At 42.9% G+C, this 15,806-nt stretch carries 14 protein-coding genes; 8 read left to right on the top strand and 6 right to left on the bottom strand.

Going from position 1 to position 15,806, the window contains the following annotated elements:
* Positions 1–2: 2 nt before the first annotated feature.
* Complete coding sequence (locus MTF64_RS14670; protein ID WP_174694614.1) at positions 3–2,558, top strand: M14 metallopeptidase family protein; 2,556 nt, start codon at positions 3–5, stop codon at positions 2,556–2,558.
* 8 nt (positions 2,559–2,566) lie between these two features.
* Here the strand turns inward: MTF64_RS14670 and MTF64_RS14675 are convergent, their stop codons facing one another.
* Positions 2,567–3,244 (bottom strand): ComF family protein, encoded by a 678-nt coding sequence (locus tag MTF64_RS14675; protein ID WP_248451812.1) that lies wholly within the window; start codon positions 3,242–3,244, stop codon positions 2,567–2,569.
* 73 nt (positions 3,245–3,317) lie between these two features.
* On the opposite strand from MTF64_RS14675, the gene bioH reads away from it, so the two are divergent.
* From bioH to MTF64_RS14690, 3 genes are all read left to right on the top strand, one after another.
* Positions 3,318–4,055, top strand: coding sequence for a pimeloyl-ACP methyl ester esterase BioH (gene bioH / locus MTF64_RS14680; protein WP_248451813.1), 738 nt, complete (start codon positions 3,318–3,320; stop codon positions 4,053–4,055).
* Positions 4,056–4,144: 89 nt separating this feature from the next.
* Positions 4,145–4,453, top strand: a complete 309-nt coding sequence (locus MTF64_RS14685; RefSeq protein ID WP_004588240.1) for a hypothetical protein — start codon at positions 4,145–4,147, stop codon at positions 4,451–4,453.
* Positions 4,454–4,458: 5 nt separating this feature from the next.
* On the top strand, positions 4,459–5,310 hold the full coding sequence (locus MTF64_RS14690) for a putative metalloprotease CJM1_0395 family protein (RefSeq protein WP_248451814.1): 852 nt from the start codon (positions 4,459–4,461) through the stop codon (positions 5,308–5,310).
* 80 nt (positions 5,311–5,390) lie between these two features.
* Here the strand turns inward: MTF64_RS14690 and MTF64_RS14695 are convergent, their stop codons facing one another.
* The 4 genes from MTF64_RS14695 to greB form a co-directional block, all read right to left on the bottom strand.
* Positions 5,391–7,712 carry a Tex family protein gene (locus tag MTF64_RS14695; RefSeq protein WP_248451815.1) on the bottom strand — a complete coding sequence of 774 codons (2,322 nt, stop codon included), beginning with the start codon at positions 7,710–7,712 and terminating at the stop codon, positions 5,391–5,393.
* A gap of 211 nt (positions 7,713–7,923) precedes the next feature.
* A complete protein-coding gene (locus tag MTF64_RS14700; protein ID WP_004588243.1) occupies positions 7,924–8,505 on the bottom strand; it encodes a CBS domain-containing protein in 582 nt (193 codons plus the stop codon).
* A gap of 50 nt (positions 8,506–8,555) precedes the next feature.
* Positions 8,556–8,867 carry a hypothetical protein gene (locus MTF64_RS14705; protein WP_248451816.1) on the bottom strand — a complete coding sequence of 104 codons (312 nt, stop codon included), beginning with the start codon at positions 8,865–8,867 and terminating at the stop codon, positions 8,556–8,558.
* A gap of 132 nt (positions 8,868–8,999) precedes the next feature.
* Positions 9,000–9,473 carry a transcription elongation factor GreB gene (gene greB / locus MTF64_RS14710; RefSeq protein WP_004588245.1) on the bottom strand — a complete coding sequence of 158 codons (474 nt, stop codon included), beginning with the start codon at positions 9,471–9,473 and terminating at the stop codon, positions 9,000–9,002.
* A gap of 184 nt (positions 9,474–9,657) precedes the next feature.
* Between greB and ompR the strand changes: the two genes are divergently transcribed.
* Positions 9,658–10,377, top strand: a complete 720-nt coding sequence (gene ompR / locus MTF64_RS14715) for a two-component system response regulator OmpR (RefSeq protein WP_004587537.1) — start codon at positions 9,658–9,660, stop codon at positions 10,375–10,377.
* A gap of 5 nt (positions 10,378–10,382) precedes the next feature.
* On the top strand, positions 10,383–11,699 hold the full coding sequence (gene envZ, locus MTF64_RS14720) for a two-component system sensor histidine kinase EnvZ (RefSeq protein WP_024033891.1): 1,317 nt from the start codon (positions 10,383–10,385) through the stop codon (positions 11,697–11,699).
* Positions 11,700–11,744: 45 nt separating this feature from the next.
* Here envZ and MTF64_RS14725 read toward each other — a convergent pair whose 3' ends face one another.
* Complete coding sequence (locus tag MTF64_RS14725) at positions 11,745–13,787, bottom strand: glycoside hydrolase family 97 protein (RefSeq protein WP_248451817.1); 2,043 nt, start codon at positions 13,785–13,787, stop codon at positions 11,745–11,747.
* A 159-nt stretch (positions 13,788–13,946) separates the two neighbouring features.
* On the opposite strand from MTF64_RS14725, the gene MTF64_RS14730 reads away from it, so the two are divergent.
* Positions 13,947–14,570, top strand: coding sequence for a methylamine utilization protein (locus MTF64_RS14730; RefSeq protein WP_248451819.1), 624 nt, complete (start codon positions 13,947–13,949; stop codon positions 14,568–14,570).
* Positions 14,560–15,786, top strand: a complete 1,227-nt coding sequence (locus tag MTF64_RS14735; protein ID WP_248451821.1) for a hypothetical protein — start codon at positions 14,560–14,562, stop codon at positions 15,784–15,786. The genes MTF64_RS14730 and MTF64_RS14735 overlap by 11 nt, the downstream gene beginning before the upstream one ends.
* Positions 15,787–15,806 lie beyond the last annotated feature (20 nt).

A 15,806-nucleotide genomic window follows, 5' to 3' on the forward strand; every position in this document is an offset into this window, starting at 1 on the left:
ATATGCGCTGGATAGTAACTATAATGGTGGCAATGCTTAGCTTTTCAAGTATGGCAAAACCACTTTCGTATTATTTTGAACAAGATGTAGAGTTTGATAAAACAATACCCACCCCACAAGACGTACTTGGTTACGAAGTAGGTGAGTGGCATGTAAGGCACGACCAACTGGTGCGTTACATGGAAATTCTAGCGCAAAAAAGTAATCGTATAAATTTTGAAGTAATAGGGCGCACACACGAGCAACGTCCGCTTGTGATGCTAAGTATTAGCAGCGCTGAAAAACTAGCTAACTTAGAGCAAATTCGCCAAGCGCACTTAGCCCGTTTAACAAACAGTGAGCAAGCTAAAAACACACAAAATGAGCCTGCCGTAGTTTGGATGGGATACAGTGTGCATGGCAATGAGTCATCAGGCAGCAATGCCGCTTTATTGGTTGCGTATTACCTTGCTGCAGCGCAAGGCCCAGAAATAGAAAAACTATTAAATAATACCGTTATTTTGCTCGACCCTTCACTTAACCCCGATGGCTTGGCTCGCTTTGCTAATTGGGCTAATAGTAATCGGGGGATGAACTTATCAAGCGACCCTAAAACGCGTGAACACGTAGAAAGCTGGCCAAGTAGCCGTACAAATCACTATTGGTTTGATTTAAACCGCGATTGGTTGTTACTACAACACCCAGAGTCGCGTGCACGCATTGCTAAGTTTCATCAATGGAAGCCAAATATTCTTACCGACTTTCATGAAATGGGCCCAAACAGCAGCTACTTTTTTCAACCTGGCATTGCCAGTCGCAAGCACCCAATTACCCCAGATGAAAACGTAACGCTTACTAAAGCCATAGCCAATTACCATGCTAAAACTTTAGATAAAAATAATGCCCTTTATTTTACCGAAGAAAGCTTTGACGACTTTTATTACGGCAAGGGTTCAACCTACCCCGATGTAAACGGCGGTATAGGTATTTTATTTGAGCAAGCCAGCTCACGTGGGCATGTACAAGAAACCATAAATGGTACGCTTACGTTTCCTTTTACTATTAAAAATCAGTTATTAACAAGCCTATCAACCTTTAAAGCAGCGGTAGATAACCGCGAGGCGCTATTAACCTATCAGGCAAAATTTTATAACCAAGCAATTGATTTAGCACATGATGAAAGTTTTGAAGGCTATGTGGTTGAGGGCGCTAAAGACAACACCCGGATTAAACTATTTTTAAACCTGTTAAAGCAGCATCAAATCAACGCCTATCCACTTACAAAGGCGCTAAAAGCCAATGGCAAAAACTTTAGCACCCAGAGTTATTTTGTGCCGTTAGCTCAGCCACAGTTTCGTTTAGTAAAAGCTATTTTTAGTGAGCAAAAAAGTTTTGCCGATAACACATTTTATGATGTGTCGGGCTGGACACTCGCCCACGCTTTTAATTTAGAGTTTGCACAAGTAAAAAGTAGTTGGGGCTTAGAAGTAGCCAGCACAGCGTGGCAAAAAGCAGTTAAACCATCATTTGCTGCGTTAAAGCAAAGCTATGCATTTGGCTTTGCCTGGGACGATTACTTAGCGCCTAAAATGCTAAATAGCTTGCTAAAGCAAGGCATTAAAGCGCGTGTCGCGTTAAGCGCCTTAACAGCTAAAAGCAGCACCACCGAAATAGACTTTGCACCTGGCAGCATTATTGTCCCCGCCGGGCTGCAAACAAACCCTGATTGGGTGGCTATTTTAAACGATGCTCAAACGCAATTTGGTATTGCGATAAAGCCTATTACCACGGGCCTTACAGGGAAAGGCGCCGATTTAGGCTCGCGCACTATGGCGGTATTAAACGAGCCAAAAGTACTGCTTGTGGGCGGTAAAGGCGTAAGCCAATACGAAGCGGGTGAAGTATGGTATTACCTTGACCGCTTTGTTGGTATTTCTCCGACCATAGTGGAAATGGAGCGTTTAGGTAGCCTAGATTTAAATAATTACAGCCACATTGTACTAGCTAATGGCAATTATTCGGGCTTACCCGATAGTGATAAAGTTGCTATTAAAAGCTGGGTAAGAAAAGGCGGCGTAATTTGGGGCCACAAAGGCGGCGCTAAATTTTTAGCTGATCAGCAATTACTTAAGGCTAATTATTTATCTAGGCAAGATGTAGCCAGCGCTTTTAATACTCAAGGGCTAAATTACGCAGATAAAGACCATTTAGCAGGGCGACAACGTATAGCCGGCGCTATTTTTAATACCGATGTAGACACCACGCATCCACTAACGTTTTCGCTTAATCGTGAAACGCTGCCTGTATTTAAAAATAGTACCTGGTTATTAGAAAAATCATCTGCCCCGTTTGTAAACATACTCACTTACCCGCAAAAACCACTATTAGCAGGGTTTACCGATGGCGTAAATGAGCAGCAAATTGCCGGTGCAGCAGCCATGATGGCTCACTCATACGGGCGTGGCAGTGTTATTGCGATGACAGATAACCCTGTATTTAGAGGATACTGGTACGGCACAAGCCGATTACTCAGTAATGCTTTATTTTTTGGCCACACATTTAGAGTAAGAGGTGATTAATTACACCTTTAAAGTGGCGTTAAACACGTAGCAAAAGCCCAGACTTGTTTAGCGCCCGCTTGCTTTAATACCCGGGTAGCCGCGTTGAGCGTGGCGCCTGTGGTCATTACATCATCTACAATAACCACCGTTTTACCGCTCATATCTTGTGTACATACAAAGGCATTTTTTACATTTTTAATCCGCTTAGCTCTAGATAATTGTGACTGTGCTTGTGTGGTTTTATTGCGTATTAGCGCATTACTTATACAAATATGTTTTGCCAAACACGGTTGCCACACTTGGCTTACCTGATTAAACCCGCGCGTTAAAAAGCGCCCTCGGTGCAAAGGTAAAATAATAGCTATGTCGGGCTGGGTAGTTAAATTTTCAAAAAACACCGTTAGCTGGCGTTTAATTACTTGTTGCAGCGCTTTTTTATAGTGAATTTGATTATTAAATTTGAGCCGTTTAAGCCAATGCTCAAAAGGGGGTTGATAAAAAGCACAGGCAAAGAGCTTATCAAACTCGCAATGCGGAAACATTTCTACAGTATCCGGGTGGTGCAATAAATTACTGTGCTTATTTAAATCAAACACGCTTAAATCCGCTAAGCAATAGTCGCATAATCCCTCTTGAGCACTAATAACTCCCTGACATTGCACGCAATAAGAGGGAAATAACCAATTAAAAAATGAGTGTTGCATTGGTTGCTCCTTGCGTTGCTTTCGTCAATGTAAGCGTTATGATGTGGCTAAGTTTGGTTAAGGTTAGTCAAATATGCAAAGCGAGTTAGTTTTATTACATGGTTGGGGCATGAACCAAGGCGTATGGCAATTAGTGCAGCCAGAGTTGACGTTTTTATACAGTGGCTCGGTGCGCAGTATTGACCTGCCTGGCTTTGGCAACAGCAATAGCTGCCCAAGCCCTTATAATTTACACGATGCAGCTGAAATCGTAAGCGAGCAACTTAGCTCTGGCTCTATTTTAATGGGCTGGTCGCTAGGAGGATTGTTTGCACTTTATATTGCTAAACATTGGCCAAATAAAGTATCAAAAGTAATTTTAGTTGCCTCAAGCCCTTTTTTTGCCGAGGCAGAAGATTGGCCCGGAATAAAAGCCAGCGTGCTTGAGCAATTTAAAGAGCAATTAGTTAATCAGCGAGAAAAAACCATAGAGCGCTTTTTAGCTATTCAGGCCATGGGTAGTGAGTCGGCACGCGATGATATAAAGCAGCTAAAGCACTTGCTAAATCAGTACAGCGCGCCTAAAAGTGAGGCGTTAAGTGCGGGTTTAAATATTTTACAAAATGATGATTTACGCAACGTATTTGCGCATTGCCCAGTGCCTATAAAAGCGATATTTGGCCGTTTAGATGCGCTGGTACCTTACAAAGCAATTAATAAAATGGCAGCACTAAATACTGAGTTTGAATACGAAGTACTAGACAAAGCCTCCCATGCACCGTTTATTTCTCATAAAAAAGAGTTTTTATCTGCCGTTAAATCAATGCTTTAAAATAGCCTAAAGAAAGGTACTGTTTAAAGCTTTATTTTGCCCATGAAGTGAGCGATAATTAAACAATATTTATTTTTTGGAGGTACAGCATGGCTATTGGTTCAGTATTTAATAGTGGTGTAGAAGGGTTTAATCGTGCAAGCCAAGGTATAGAACGAGCAAGCGCAGAGATAAACCGTGCCACCATTGAAGAGCAAGACGATACGCAACTAGCCCAACAGCGCCAGTTAACAGCTGCGCGACCTGAAGAGGCTGTAACAGCGCCTGTTGCACAACCAGCTCGGGTTGACGAAGCGCTTGTTAATTTAAAAGTTGAAGAGTTTAATGCCAAGGCAAACACGCAATCTATTCAAACTGCAGATGAAGTGCTTGGTACGCTAATCGATATTAAAGTTTAAACGTTATGAATATTGTCACGCCATTTCCGTCTATCAATATAAACACCGCCAATGTTTATACGGAAACCGCTCGGCGTGACAACCAACTGCGCGAAGTTATTCCTGCCCCTGCACCCAATAGCGCCAGTAATACCGAAACCAAAGCGCAAAGCGATGCTGATAAAGCAAAACTGCCAAGCAGTGCAGAAGCCGCCACCTACGATGCAACCGGTAAACTCAGTGATGAGCAAGCTGTTGAGCAGCGCCAGCAAGGCAGCGAAAATTCAGATAGCGGACAGCAACAAGCAAGCGAAGACACACCCGAAGAAGAGCAAGCTCAGCAACAGCTAGAATTAGAGCAGCAGCAAATTGAAGAGCTTAAAGCGCGCGATACTGAAGTGCGTGTGCACGAACAAGCTCATGCATCGGTGGGTGGGCAGTATGCAGGCTCACCAAATTATGAATACCAACGCGGACCAGATGGCACTAATTACGCTGTTGGCGGTGAGGTACAAATTGATGTATCTGAAATCCCCGGCGATCCGCAAGCCACTATAGATAAAATGCAAACGGTACGTGCAGCCGCACTTGCCCCTGCTGAACCTTCTAGTGCCGATAGAGCTATTGCCGCTGATGCAACCCAAAAAATGGCCGCAGCGCAAGCTGAATTATCAGCCCCTGCTGACGATGAAGCGCAAGCTCAAGAGCCACAAAGTGCGTTATCAATAAACGAAACCAGCACTGCTGAGTCTCAAAACGATACTAATACCGAGCAATCACGCGACCCAGAAGTAGACGCACGAGCTGGTCGTATTGCTAATTTTTATCAAATGACTAGCTCACCCCAAAACGAGAGTGGTTTTTCTGCGTTTGGTTAAAACCAAAGCATAATTAAAAAAGCCGCTCAATGAGCGGCTTTTTAGTTTGAGGAGAGATCACTTAATGAAGCAAACGGGTATTATTTTTTTACTTTTGCATTAGCAAATGCATCGGCAAAGGCATTACCCATCATGGCGTTACCGTTATCGCGCTTTGGTTTTGCTGCACGCGGTTGCTGGCCCTGATTACTGCGTTGCTTTTGCGGCGCGGCAGCGGGTTTATTGCTTGTGTCTATTTCATCATCTAAGCGCATAGTAAAGCTAATGCGCTTACGTGGGGCATCTACCTCAACCACTTTTACTTTTACAATGTCACCGGCTTTTACTACTTCGCGCGGATCAGAGATAAACTTATTAGTAATTGCCGAAATATGCACTAGGCCATCTTGGTGAACACCTACATCAACAAACGCACCAAAGTTAGCAACGTTAGAAACCACACCTTCTAAAATCATACCGGGTTTTAGGTCTGTTATTTTTTCTACACCGGCTTTAAATTCAGCAGTTTTAAACTCAGGACGAGGATCGCGCCCAGGCTTATCTAGCTCTTTAATGATGTCGGTAACGGTAGGTAAACCAAACTTCTCGTCGGTGTAGTCATTAGCAACCAGCTTATTTAAAAACTCGCTATTGCCTATTAAGCTATTTACATCAAGGTTGTTACGCTCACAAATAAGTTTAACAACAGGATAAGCTTCAGGGTGAACTGATGAGTTATCAAGTGGGTCTTTACCCTGATTAATACGCAAAAAGCCTGCTGCTTGTTCAAACGCCTTTGGTCCTAAACGCTCAACTTTTTTAAGTTCGCTACGCTTAGTAAACGTGCCGTTAGTGTCGCGGTAATTTACTATATTTTGCGCTAAGGTTTTATTTAACCCCGATACGCGTGTAAGAAGCGGCACCGAGGCCATATTTAAATCAACACCCACTGAGTTTACACAGTCTTCTACCACTGCGGTTAGTGTTTGGCCTAATTGGCTTTGCGATACATCGTGTTGGTATTGGCCTACACCAATTGATTTTGGCTCAATTTTAACAAGCTCGGCAAGTGGGTCCTGCAGGCGACGCGCAATAGATACCGCGCCACGCAAAGACACATCTAAGTTAGGAAATTCATTCGCTGCAAATTCAGACGCAGAGTAAACAGACGCGCCGGCTTCGCTTACCATAATTTTGTTTAATTTAAGCTCAGCATTGGCCTTAATAAGTTCGCCTACTAGCTTGTCAGACTCGCGTGATGCGGTTCCGTTACCAATCGCAATAAGCTCTACTTTATGCTGGCGACATAGTTGCTCTAATGTACGTAATGATTTTTCCCAGTGATTTTGTGGTGCGTGGGGGAAAATAGTTTGGGTTGTAAGCAATTTACCTGTGCCATCAACTACGGCAATTTTACAGCCAGTTCGCAAACCAGGATCTAGACCAAGCGTGGTACGCGGCCCAGCAGGGGCGGCCATAAGTAAGTCTTTTAAGTTTTTAGCAAATACATCTATAGCGCCGGTTTCGGCTTTTTCTCGCATGGCTGCTAAAAATTCATTTTCTAGGTGTAGGCCAAGCTTTATTTTCCATGCCCATTGCACAACACTTAATAGCCATGCGCTAGCTGCTTTATATTTCACATCTAAGCGGTAGTGATCAGCAATCATTTGCGCGCATAGCTGGGCTGCATTTTCGCTGCTTGGCTCTGGGTTAATACTCAGCTGCAAAATACCTTCGTTACGCGCGCGCAACATAGCAAGTGCGCGGTGAGAAGGGACCTTTTTAAGAGGTTCTTGATGGTCAAAGTAGTCGCGGTATTTGCTACCGGCTTGCTCTTGGCCGTCAATAAGTGTGCTTTGTATAGCGCCGTGTTGGCTAATGTGGCTTCTAAATTTAGCTAATAACTTGGCATCTTCTGCAAAGCGTTCCATTAAAATAAATTTAGCGCCATCAAGGGCTGCTTTGGTATCAGCAATGCCATTGTCGGCATTTATAAACTGCTGCGCTTGTTGCTCTGGCTCTAAGTTTGCGTCGTTAAATAGCGCATCGGCAAGTGGCTCAAGGCCTGCTTCAATGGCTATTTGCCCTTTGGTACGGCGTTTAGCTTTATAAGGAAGGTATAAATCTTCAAGCTCAGTTTTACTTTGTGCGCTGGTAATATCGTCACTCAGTGCTGGCGTTAATTTATTTTGCGATTCGATGGTTGATAAAATAAAGCTGCGGCGCTCTTCAAGCTCGCGCAAGTACGACAAACGTTGCTCTAAAAGGCGTAATTGCGTGTCGTCTAATCCACCGGTAATTTCTTTACGGTAACGCGCAATAAAAGGAACCGTTGCGCCTTCATCAAGTAATTTTGTAGCAGCAACAACTTGTTGCTGTTGTGCATTTAGCTCAGTGGCTAAACGTGCAGAGATATCGCTCATGCATAAACCTTTTAATACAAAAAATAAAACCAGAAAATCCCTCTGGTACTGTTATACCCAGCTTATTAAAGTTGCTATTTAATGAGTTTGGCAGGTATTTATTAGTTGAATAATATCACAGCAGGTTGTAATAAAAAGCTCTTAAAGCAAGCAATTTTGCTTGCTTTAAGATGGTTGGCTTGGCTGAGCTTACAAAGCGTAAAAGCGCCCTTTAGTGAGGGTGCTCTACGCTTTCTAAAACATCACTAAACGTGTGAGCAATAGGGGTAATATGCACTGGAATATGCAATGTTTTAGCTATTTGACGCGCCGAGATTAACCCGCATATTTCGTTATTAGTGGTTGTTGCTAATAAAAACATGCTGCCTTGATGTTCCATTGTTTGTAGTGCATCGCCAATACTTGCATAGCTTAGGCTTTGCATACTTACGCCATTAAGTTGGCTAATAGGTGTCATAATGTAGCGTAAGCTCACTTCATTGCGGCTGGTATTTAAACGCTGTGCAATGGCCGTAATTTTAGCGCTTTGTAGGTCGGCACTTGAAACAATACCAATTAATTTTTGCGCATCATCAGTCACCAATACATAGTCAGAATGCTCTGCTAGTACTTGTTTAAGCGCCTCGCTGATAGGAGTGTCGTATTGAGCGCGAATTGGCGTTTTTTGGGTAAAGTTATTGATTACGGTTAAAGCCGGAGATGTTAAATCAATAGTGGCTTGTTGATCTTCAAACGTGCTTGCAATAACGCCATGAGAAATATTTTGGGTACGTAATTCTTTAAAGTTAGACATAGTAGTCACCTTATTAGTTATAAAATTTAATCAAAAAGTAAAATTGTGAATTAAATTAAATAGCTAGGTGGACCACGTTGATATGCCGTACTAAAAGGACGGTATAGGTTTGTACTTTGGTAAAAAGATGAAACAGCATTAGGTAGCGGTTGAAACAACCTAATAGCAAATGCATTAACATGAGAATCTAAGTCAATGTCGGGGGTTGCTTGGTCAGGAAATTCACAAGCGATAAAATGATTAGATACACTGGCGTTATCTACACTTACTTCGGTGGTATTGGCATGCAGAGTCAAACTCACACTCATTAAAAGTGCAAACAATACGGCATTACTACATATGCGCTGTACTAAGTTTGACATAGCCACTACCTTAAAAATCAGGTTAAAGATAAACCTGCTAAACCAATATATATCCTAATGAGATATATTACACAATAAAAAATTTACCTGATCTGAATCAAAGTAGTTATTTATTAATAGTGTTATGGGGGACTATTTTTGATATTCAATACTATTTACATACCATTCTTTTTTACCTTGCGGTGTAGGTACCTCAAAATCATCGTCTACTTGTTTTTTTATCAGGGCGCGCGCCATAGGTGAGTCAATTGATATGTAGTCTTTACGGTCGTATATTTCATCAGGCCCTACAATTCTAAATTTTTTAACCTCGCCTTGCTCGTTTTCTATTTCTACCCATGCGCCAAAAAATACTTTACCGTCTTGTTGCGGTGAGTAATCAATCACTTTTAAATCGGGTAGGCGTTTGCGCAAATACCGAACACGACGATCAATTTGGCGCAGTAAGCGTTTATTATATTGATAGTCTGCATTTTCTGAGCGATCGCCAAGGCTTGCCGCCCAACTCACTATTTTAGTGACTTCAGGGCGTTTAACGTTCCATAAATGGTCGTGCTCTTGCTGTAATTGTAAGTAACCTTCGCGGGTTATTAAATTTGTTTTCATGGGCTTTTATTCATTAACTCTAATGCTGTGCACGTTATTAAAATTGCTAAAATTTGTCGAGTGTAAACTTTAATATTATAACTTTGAAATGTTCAGTAACAATCTAAGCGCGCAATTAGATTTTGATTATTAAGTTTTTCATTTATATTAACTATTAATTGGAAATAAAAATAAGAAACACGCAATGGGACACGAAACCACAAAAGTATTAGTTGTAGATGACGATATGCGCCTGCGCAGCTTACTAGAGCGTTATTTAGTAGAGCAAGGCTTTATTGTTAGAACCGCCGCAAACTCAGAGCAAATGGATAGACTCATTGAGCGAGAAAACTTTCACTTAATGGTGCTTGATTTAATGCTACCAGGCGAAGATGGTTTATCTATTTGCCGCCGGCTACGCCAAAAAGAAAACGAAATTCCTATTGTGATGCTGACAGCAAAAGGCGATGAGGTCGACCGTATTATAGGCCTTGAACTAGGCGCAGACGACTACATCCCGAAACCGTTTAACCCGCGCGAATTACTGGCTCGCATAAAAGCTATTTTACGCCGCCGCGCCAAAGAAGTACCGGGCGCACCCGCAGCAGAAGAAAACTTAATAGCCTTTGGTCAATTTACGCTTAATTTAGCCACGCGCGAAATGAGCGAGGGCGATAAAACCATTTCACTCACCAGCGGTGAATTTGCCGTACTTAAAGCGCTTGTATCGCACCCGCGCGAGCCACTGAGCCGCGATAAACTAATGAACCTTGCCCGTGGGCGAGATTACAGTGCGCTTGAGCGCAGTATTGATGTGCAAGTATCGCGACTGCGCCGCATGATAGAAGTAGATGCCGCCAACCCGCGCTATATTCAAACTGTATGGGGTTTGGGTTATGTATTTGTTCCTGACGGTGATAAGTAGTTTATATGGGTTTTTTTCCGCGTAGTGCGTTTGGCCAAACTGTATTTTTAGTGGCCGCTTTACTGCTAATTAACCAAATAGTGTCGTATGTAACGGTGAGCTTTTACGTTGTAAAACCAACCATAGAGCAAGTAAATTTAATGCTCGCTAAGCAAATTAAAACGGTATTTATAGACTGGGAAGACGGCGTAGAAATCAACGACGAAGTATCTGAAAAGTTTTTTGAAATTACAGGTATAGAAGTGATGACGCAGCGCGAGGCAATGCGCCAAGGGCTGGGTCAAACCCGAGAATACTCGATGCTGTCGCGTAGTATGTCTGAGCAATTAAATGGTTCTGCTCGGGTGCGTATTAGTCAAACCGACCCGCTGATTTATTGGGTAGAAGCGCCGCAAGCACCAGGTTATTGGGTAAAAGTACCGCTTAGCGGGTATCAAGAAAACAACCTTGAATTTTTAACGTTTTACTTATCAAGTATTGGTTTTTTAAGTGTGTTAGGCGGCTGGCTATTTGCTCGGCACTTAAACCGCCCATTAAAGGCGTTGCAGCAAGCAGCCGTGAAAGTGGGTAAGGGCGATTTTAGTAGTAAGCTTGAAGAGGAAGGCTCCAGTGAAGTAATAGAAGTTACCCGTGCATTTAACCAAATGTCGCGCGGTATTGCTGCTCTTGAAAACGATCGCCGTTTACTCATGGCCGGTGTTTCTCACGATTTACGCACCCCGCTTACTCGTATCCGCCTTGCCACCGAAATGATGAACGATGAAGATGACTACCTTCGCGAAGGCATTATTTACGATATTGAAGATATGAACGGCATTATCGATCAATTTATTGAGTATTTACGCCACCACAAAACAGATGAGCTTGCTTGCGAAGATATAAATGCGCTAGTGACTGAAGTGGTTAATTGTGAGCTTAAACAGCAACGCGTTATTACCTTTAAAGGCAACCCCAGCGTAGGGCTTGTTCCGTTAAGTAGTGTGGCTATTAAGCGTGTAATTACTAACATGATTGAAAACGCGCTGCGCTATTCAGACGGCGATATAGAAGTATTAAGCTACTTTAATTCAAACAAAAAATACGTTGTGATAGCGGTAAACGATAACGGCCCCGGTATACCAGAAAGCGAACTAGAATCGGTGTTTGAGCCTTTTAAACAAGGTGATACCGCGCGTGGTAGTGAGGGGAGTGGTTTAGGCCTTGCCATTATTAAGCGTATTATTGATATGCACGATGGTAAAGTTAAGCTAGAAAACCGCCCAGAAGGCGGCCTAAGTGCACAAATTTATTTACCTATAAAAATACAAAACTCTGCACAGTAAGCTGTGCAGAGTTGGCTATTTCCATAACGTTAATAGTGCTAAAACTTAGAGTGCTTTAAAGCGGATTGCTGTACCACCACTTGTTGCTAGTTTTAAAGTTAGCTTGTCATTTGCGCTAACTACGCGCTTTTCGATATCTAAATCGTACGGATTGTTTTTCCATTCAGCGTTTTTACCGTCTTGGTATATATGCGCTTCAAACTTTTTACCCTTTTCTAAAAAGTCGAGTTTTACCTCAATAGTTCGGGCTTTCTCGTCGGTTACGGCGCCTAAGTACCAATCGTTTCCTGAGTATTTATCGCGTTTGCGCTCTTTACGGGCAAAAACAATAAAGTCGCCCACTTCGCCATCAAGCGCAATACTTTGCTGCCAATCGGTTGGTACGTCTTGAATAAATTGAAATGCATCAGGCTTGGCTAAATAGTTTTTAGGTAAGTCGGCGGCCATTTGAATCGGGCTATACAGCACAACATAAAGTGCAAGCTGCTTGGCAAGCGTTGTTTGTGGGCGGTTTGTATCATCGCCTAAGCCATTAAAGCCCATATCGAAAATGCCAGGGGTAAAGTCCATAGGCCCTGCCAGCATACGGGTAAACGCCAGCATAGGAATGTGCTCTGGTGGGTTGGGCGGCGTGCCCCATGCATTAAACTCTTGGCCGCGTGCCCCTTCGCGGGCAATCCAATTTGGGTAGGTACGACGCAGGCCTGTGTCTTTTATTGGCTCGTGGGTGTTAATACTAATTTTATGTTTAGCAGCCAGCTTTACGTTGTAAAGGTACTCGTTAACCATAAATTGGCCGTCGTGCCACTCATGACGGGCAATGCCGTTTTCGTCTATGCGTTTTATGTTACCGCCATCCGCTACATAACCCGTTTTAACTTGGCTTACGTTTGATTTTTCGTAAAGGGCAAAGGCATCCTCCATTTGGTCACGGTAGTTACTTACATTACCCGATGTTTCGTGGTGGCCAATTAACTGCACGCCTTTTTGTTTGCCGTATTGAGTAAGGGCCGCTATATCAAAGTCGTCGTAGGGTTGTGTAAAACTAAATACATCGCCATTAAAAAACCAGTCACCGTCCCAGCCTATGTTCCAGCCTTCTACTAGTACGCCATCAAAGCCATATTCTGCGGCAAAATCCATGTAGTACTTAGTGGTTTGTGTTGTGGCACCGTGTTTTTCGCCGCTGCCCCAGGTTTGTGTGTTTATATGCATGCCCCACCAAATACCCACGTATTTGCCAGGTTTTACCCACGACACATCGCCTAGTTTATTAGGCTCGTTTAAATTTAATATTATGTCTGAATTGACTAAGCCTACCGCGCTGTCGGCAATTTGAATGGTGCGCCAAGGGGTATTAAATGCACCTTGTTTTTTAACGGCAATGCCGTCTGACCACGGTGTTAAATCGGCATTAAAAGTGCCTGGGCGGCGTTGATTAAGCACCATGCCTGCGTAATCAACTAAGGCTGCTTCATGAATGCTTATATGGGTACCGTCATTGGTTTTTAAGGTAAACGGCGTGTGTGCAAGGGGGACGTCATTTAATGCGGTGGTGTTGTAAACGTATTCGTATCGGTTCCAGCCGCGAGCGGGGATCCACCAGGCGGTGGCATTGTTGTTATTGTTAATGGCAAATTCGGTGAGCTCTTTGGTAATGTGTGTTTGCTCAAAGCCTGCTTGTTTTGGTACTTCGTATCTAAAGCCAACGCCACTATCAAAAGCTCTAAAGCGCACTGTGTAGGTTGCACCATTAGGCTCGTTTTTTGTAAACGTAACCGCAACTTCGTTGTGTTTATCAGTAACCGTTTGTCGCTCGCCCCAAGGTTGTTGCCACTGGGTACTTACGCTTTGCTGCTTAACATGGGTAATTTTAAAACCATCTCTAAATGCGGCTTGGGTTTTAAATTCAAAACCCAGGCGCGATGCGTTTATAGCTGGTTTGTTTTTAAAGCTAATAGCGTAGCTGGGTGTGCTATTTTCATCTGAAATAGTTACTTTTATTTGTGAGTTTGGTGATTCAACTACAGCGGTTTGTGCAAAGCTATTGCCAGCAAACGCCAGTAGTAAAAGTGCGGATGTTCTCATTGTGTGTCCTTTGATGAGTCGGTGGTGACCTTTAAGGATAATGGCAGTGAGTTGTTAATACGACTGTCTACATACGTATTCAATGTTTTAAAAAATAGAAAGAATTTAACGGTTTAATCGGTCTATAATGTAAACAAATTGATAATAGTGATTAGCCCCATGATAAAACCCTTACTAAGTGTGTTACTGCTAAGTATGAGTACCTGCGCAGCAGCAACAACAATAACTATAAAAAATGCCAATAATCAGCCTTTAGCAAATGCGGTTGTGTGGCTAAGCGGGGCATCGATTCAGGCCGGCAATCAAGAAAGTAAAACCTACGCAATGAGCCAACAAAACCGCGAGTTTACGCCGCGTACGTTAGTTGTTCCGCAAAATGCAAAGGTAGAGTTTCCTAATGCCGACTCTATCATGCACCACGTCTATTCGTTTTCTAAAGCTAAAACCTTTGAGTTGAAACTTTACAAAGAGCAGCCTAAAGCGCCCATAACGTTTGATCAAACAGGGGTGGTTGAGCTTGGCTGTAATATTCATGACTGGATGCTGGGCTATATTGTGGTGGTTGATAGCACCGTTTTTGCAATTACCGACGACAACGGTATGGTTAATTTAACTGCCCCTAATGGGCAATACAGCATGAGTGTATGGCATTCTGGCTTTAGCGATATAAGCAACGTAGAAACCCACAGCGTTAATGTAAGCGATTCACCTATAGACTACACCGTAAAGCAGGCCATAGCCGAGCAAATAGACTTTGCTACGGATGAATTTGATGACTATTAAGCGCAAAAATACAGTATTACTTGGCCTACTTTTTATGAGCCTACCGGCTTTTTCGCAAGTTAAAGGGCTTATTCAGGTTCGTGCGGTTGCAAGCGATGATACACAAAGCTTTCAAGATGGCGGTATTGGTTTATATCGCCATGGAGATAGCAGTGATAGCATTTTGTTATCGCAAGGAATTATAGATTTTAAGGCCGATTTAAGTAGTGCCTGGAGCGCACATGCCGTTGTAAATGCTAATCAAGAGCCGAACACCACATTAGGTTTAAGCCAAGCGTATTTACAGTATCAGCCGTTAGTAAACAGCCGTTATAAATGGCATGTAAAGCTTGGTGGGTTTTACCCTAGTATGTCGCTAGAAAACCCCGATATAGGCTGGACATCGCCTTACAATTATACTAATTCGGCCATAAACAGTTGGCTTGGCGAAGAGCTTCGCACCATAGGTGGTGAGCTTAGCATTAAGCGCCCAGGTAAACGTTTTAATTCTAAGCATAGCTTTAGTGTGAGCGCTGCTATTTTTAAAGGGAACGACCCAACAGGGACGTTGCTTTCGTGGCGCGGGTTTGCGCTGCACGACAGGCAAACAACATTTAACGAAAGTGTACAATTTGCACCTATTGCGGCATTAAATAGTGACGAATTACGTTGGCAAGCTAACCAAGTACTGCCTTTTGAAGAAGTAGATGGCCGCTTTGGCTACTATGCCGGTGTGCATTGGGATTATTTAAAACGCTCGCAGTTTAGGTTTTATTATTACGATAATAACGCCGATCCCAGCATTTTTAATCGCACAACAGGGCAGTATGCTTGGCATACTCGCTTTAGCAGTTTAGCGTGGTTATATAAATTTACAGGTAAAACCCGTTTGATTGCCCAGCTACTCGATGGTAAAACCGAAATGGGGGCTAATAAGCTTATTTATAACCGTTTTTATAGCCATTATTTAATGCTCAGCCATAAAGCAGGTAAGCATAGGTTATCGCTTAGGTATGATTATTTTAAAGTAGATGACGATGACACCACCGGATTTGACCCTAACGCCAGCCATGGCGAAGGCTTAACAGCTACGTGGCGTTACCAATTAACCGATACGGTACAAATAGGTGTTGAAGGCTCGGCGCTGCATAGCTTTGTACAAAATAGGCCGGGTAGTGGGTTTGCTCAGCGAATATCGCAGCAGCAAATTATGCTCAACGCTCAATGGCGTTTTTAAAGTACAAAAAAGGGAGCTTT

Source organism: Pseudoalteromonas sp. 2CM41L (assembly GCF_023161905.1).
Taxonomy (GTDB): Bacteria; Pseudomonadota; Gammaproteobacteria; order Enterobacterales; family Alteromonadaceae; genus Pseudoalteromonas; species Pseudoalteromonas atlantica.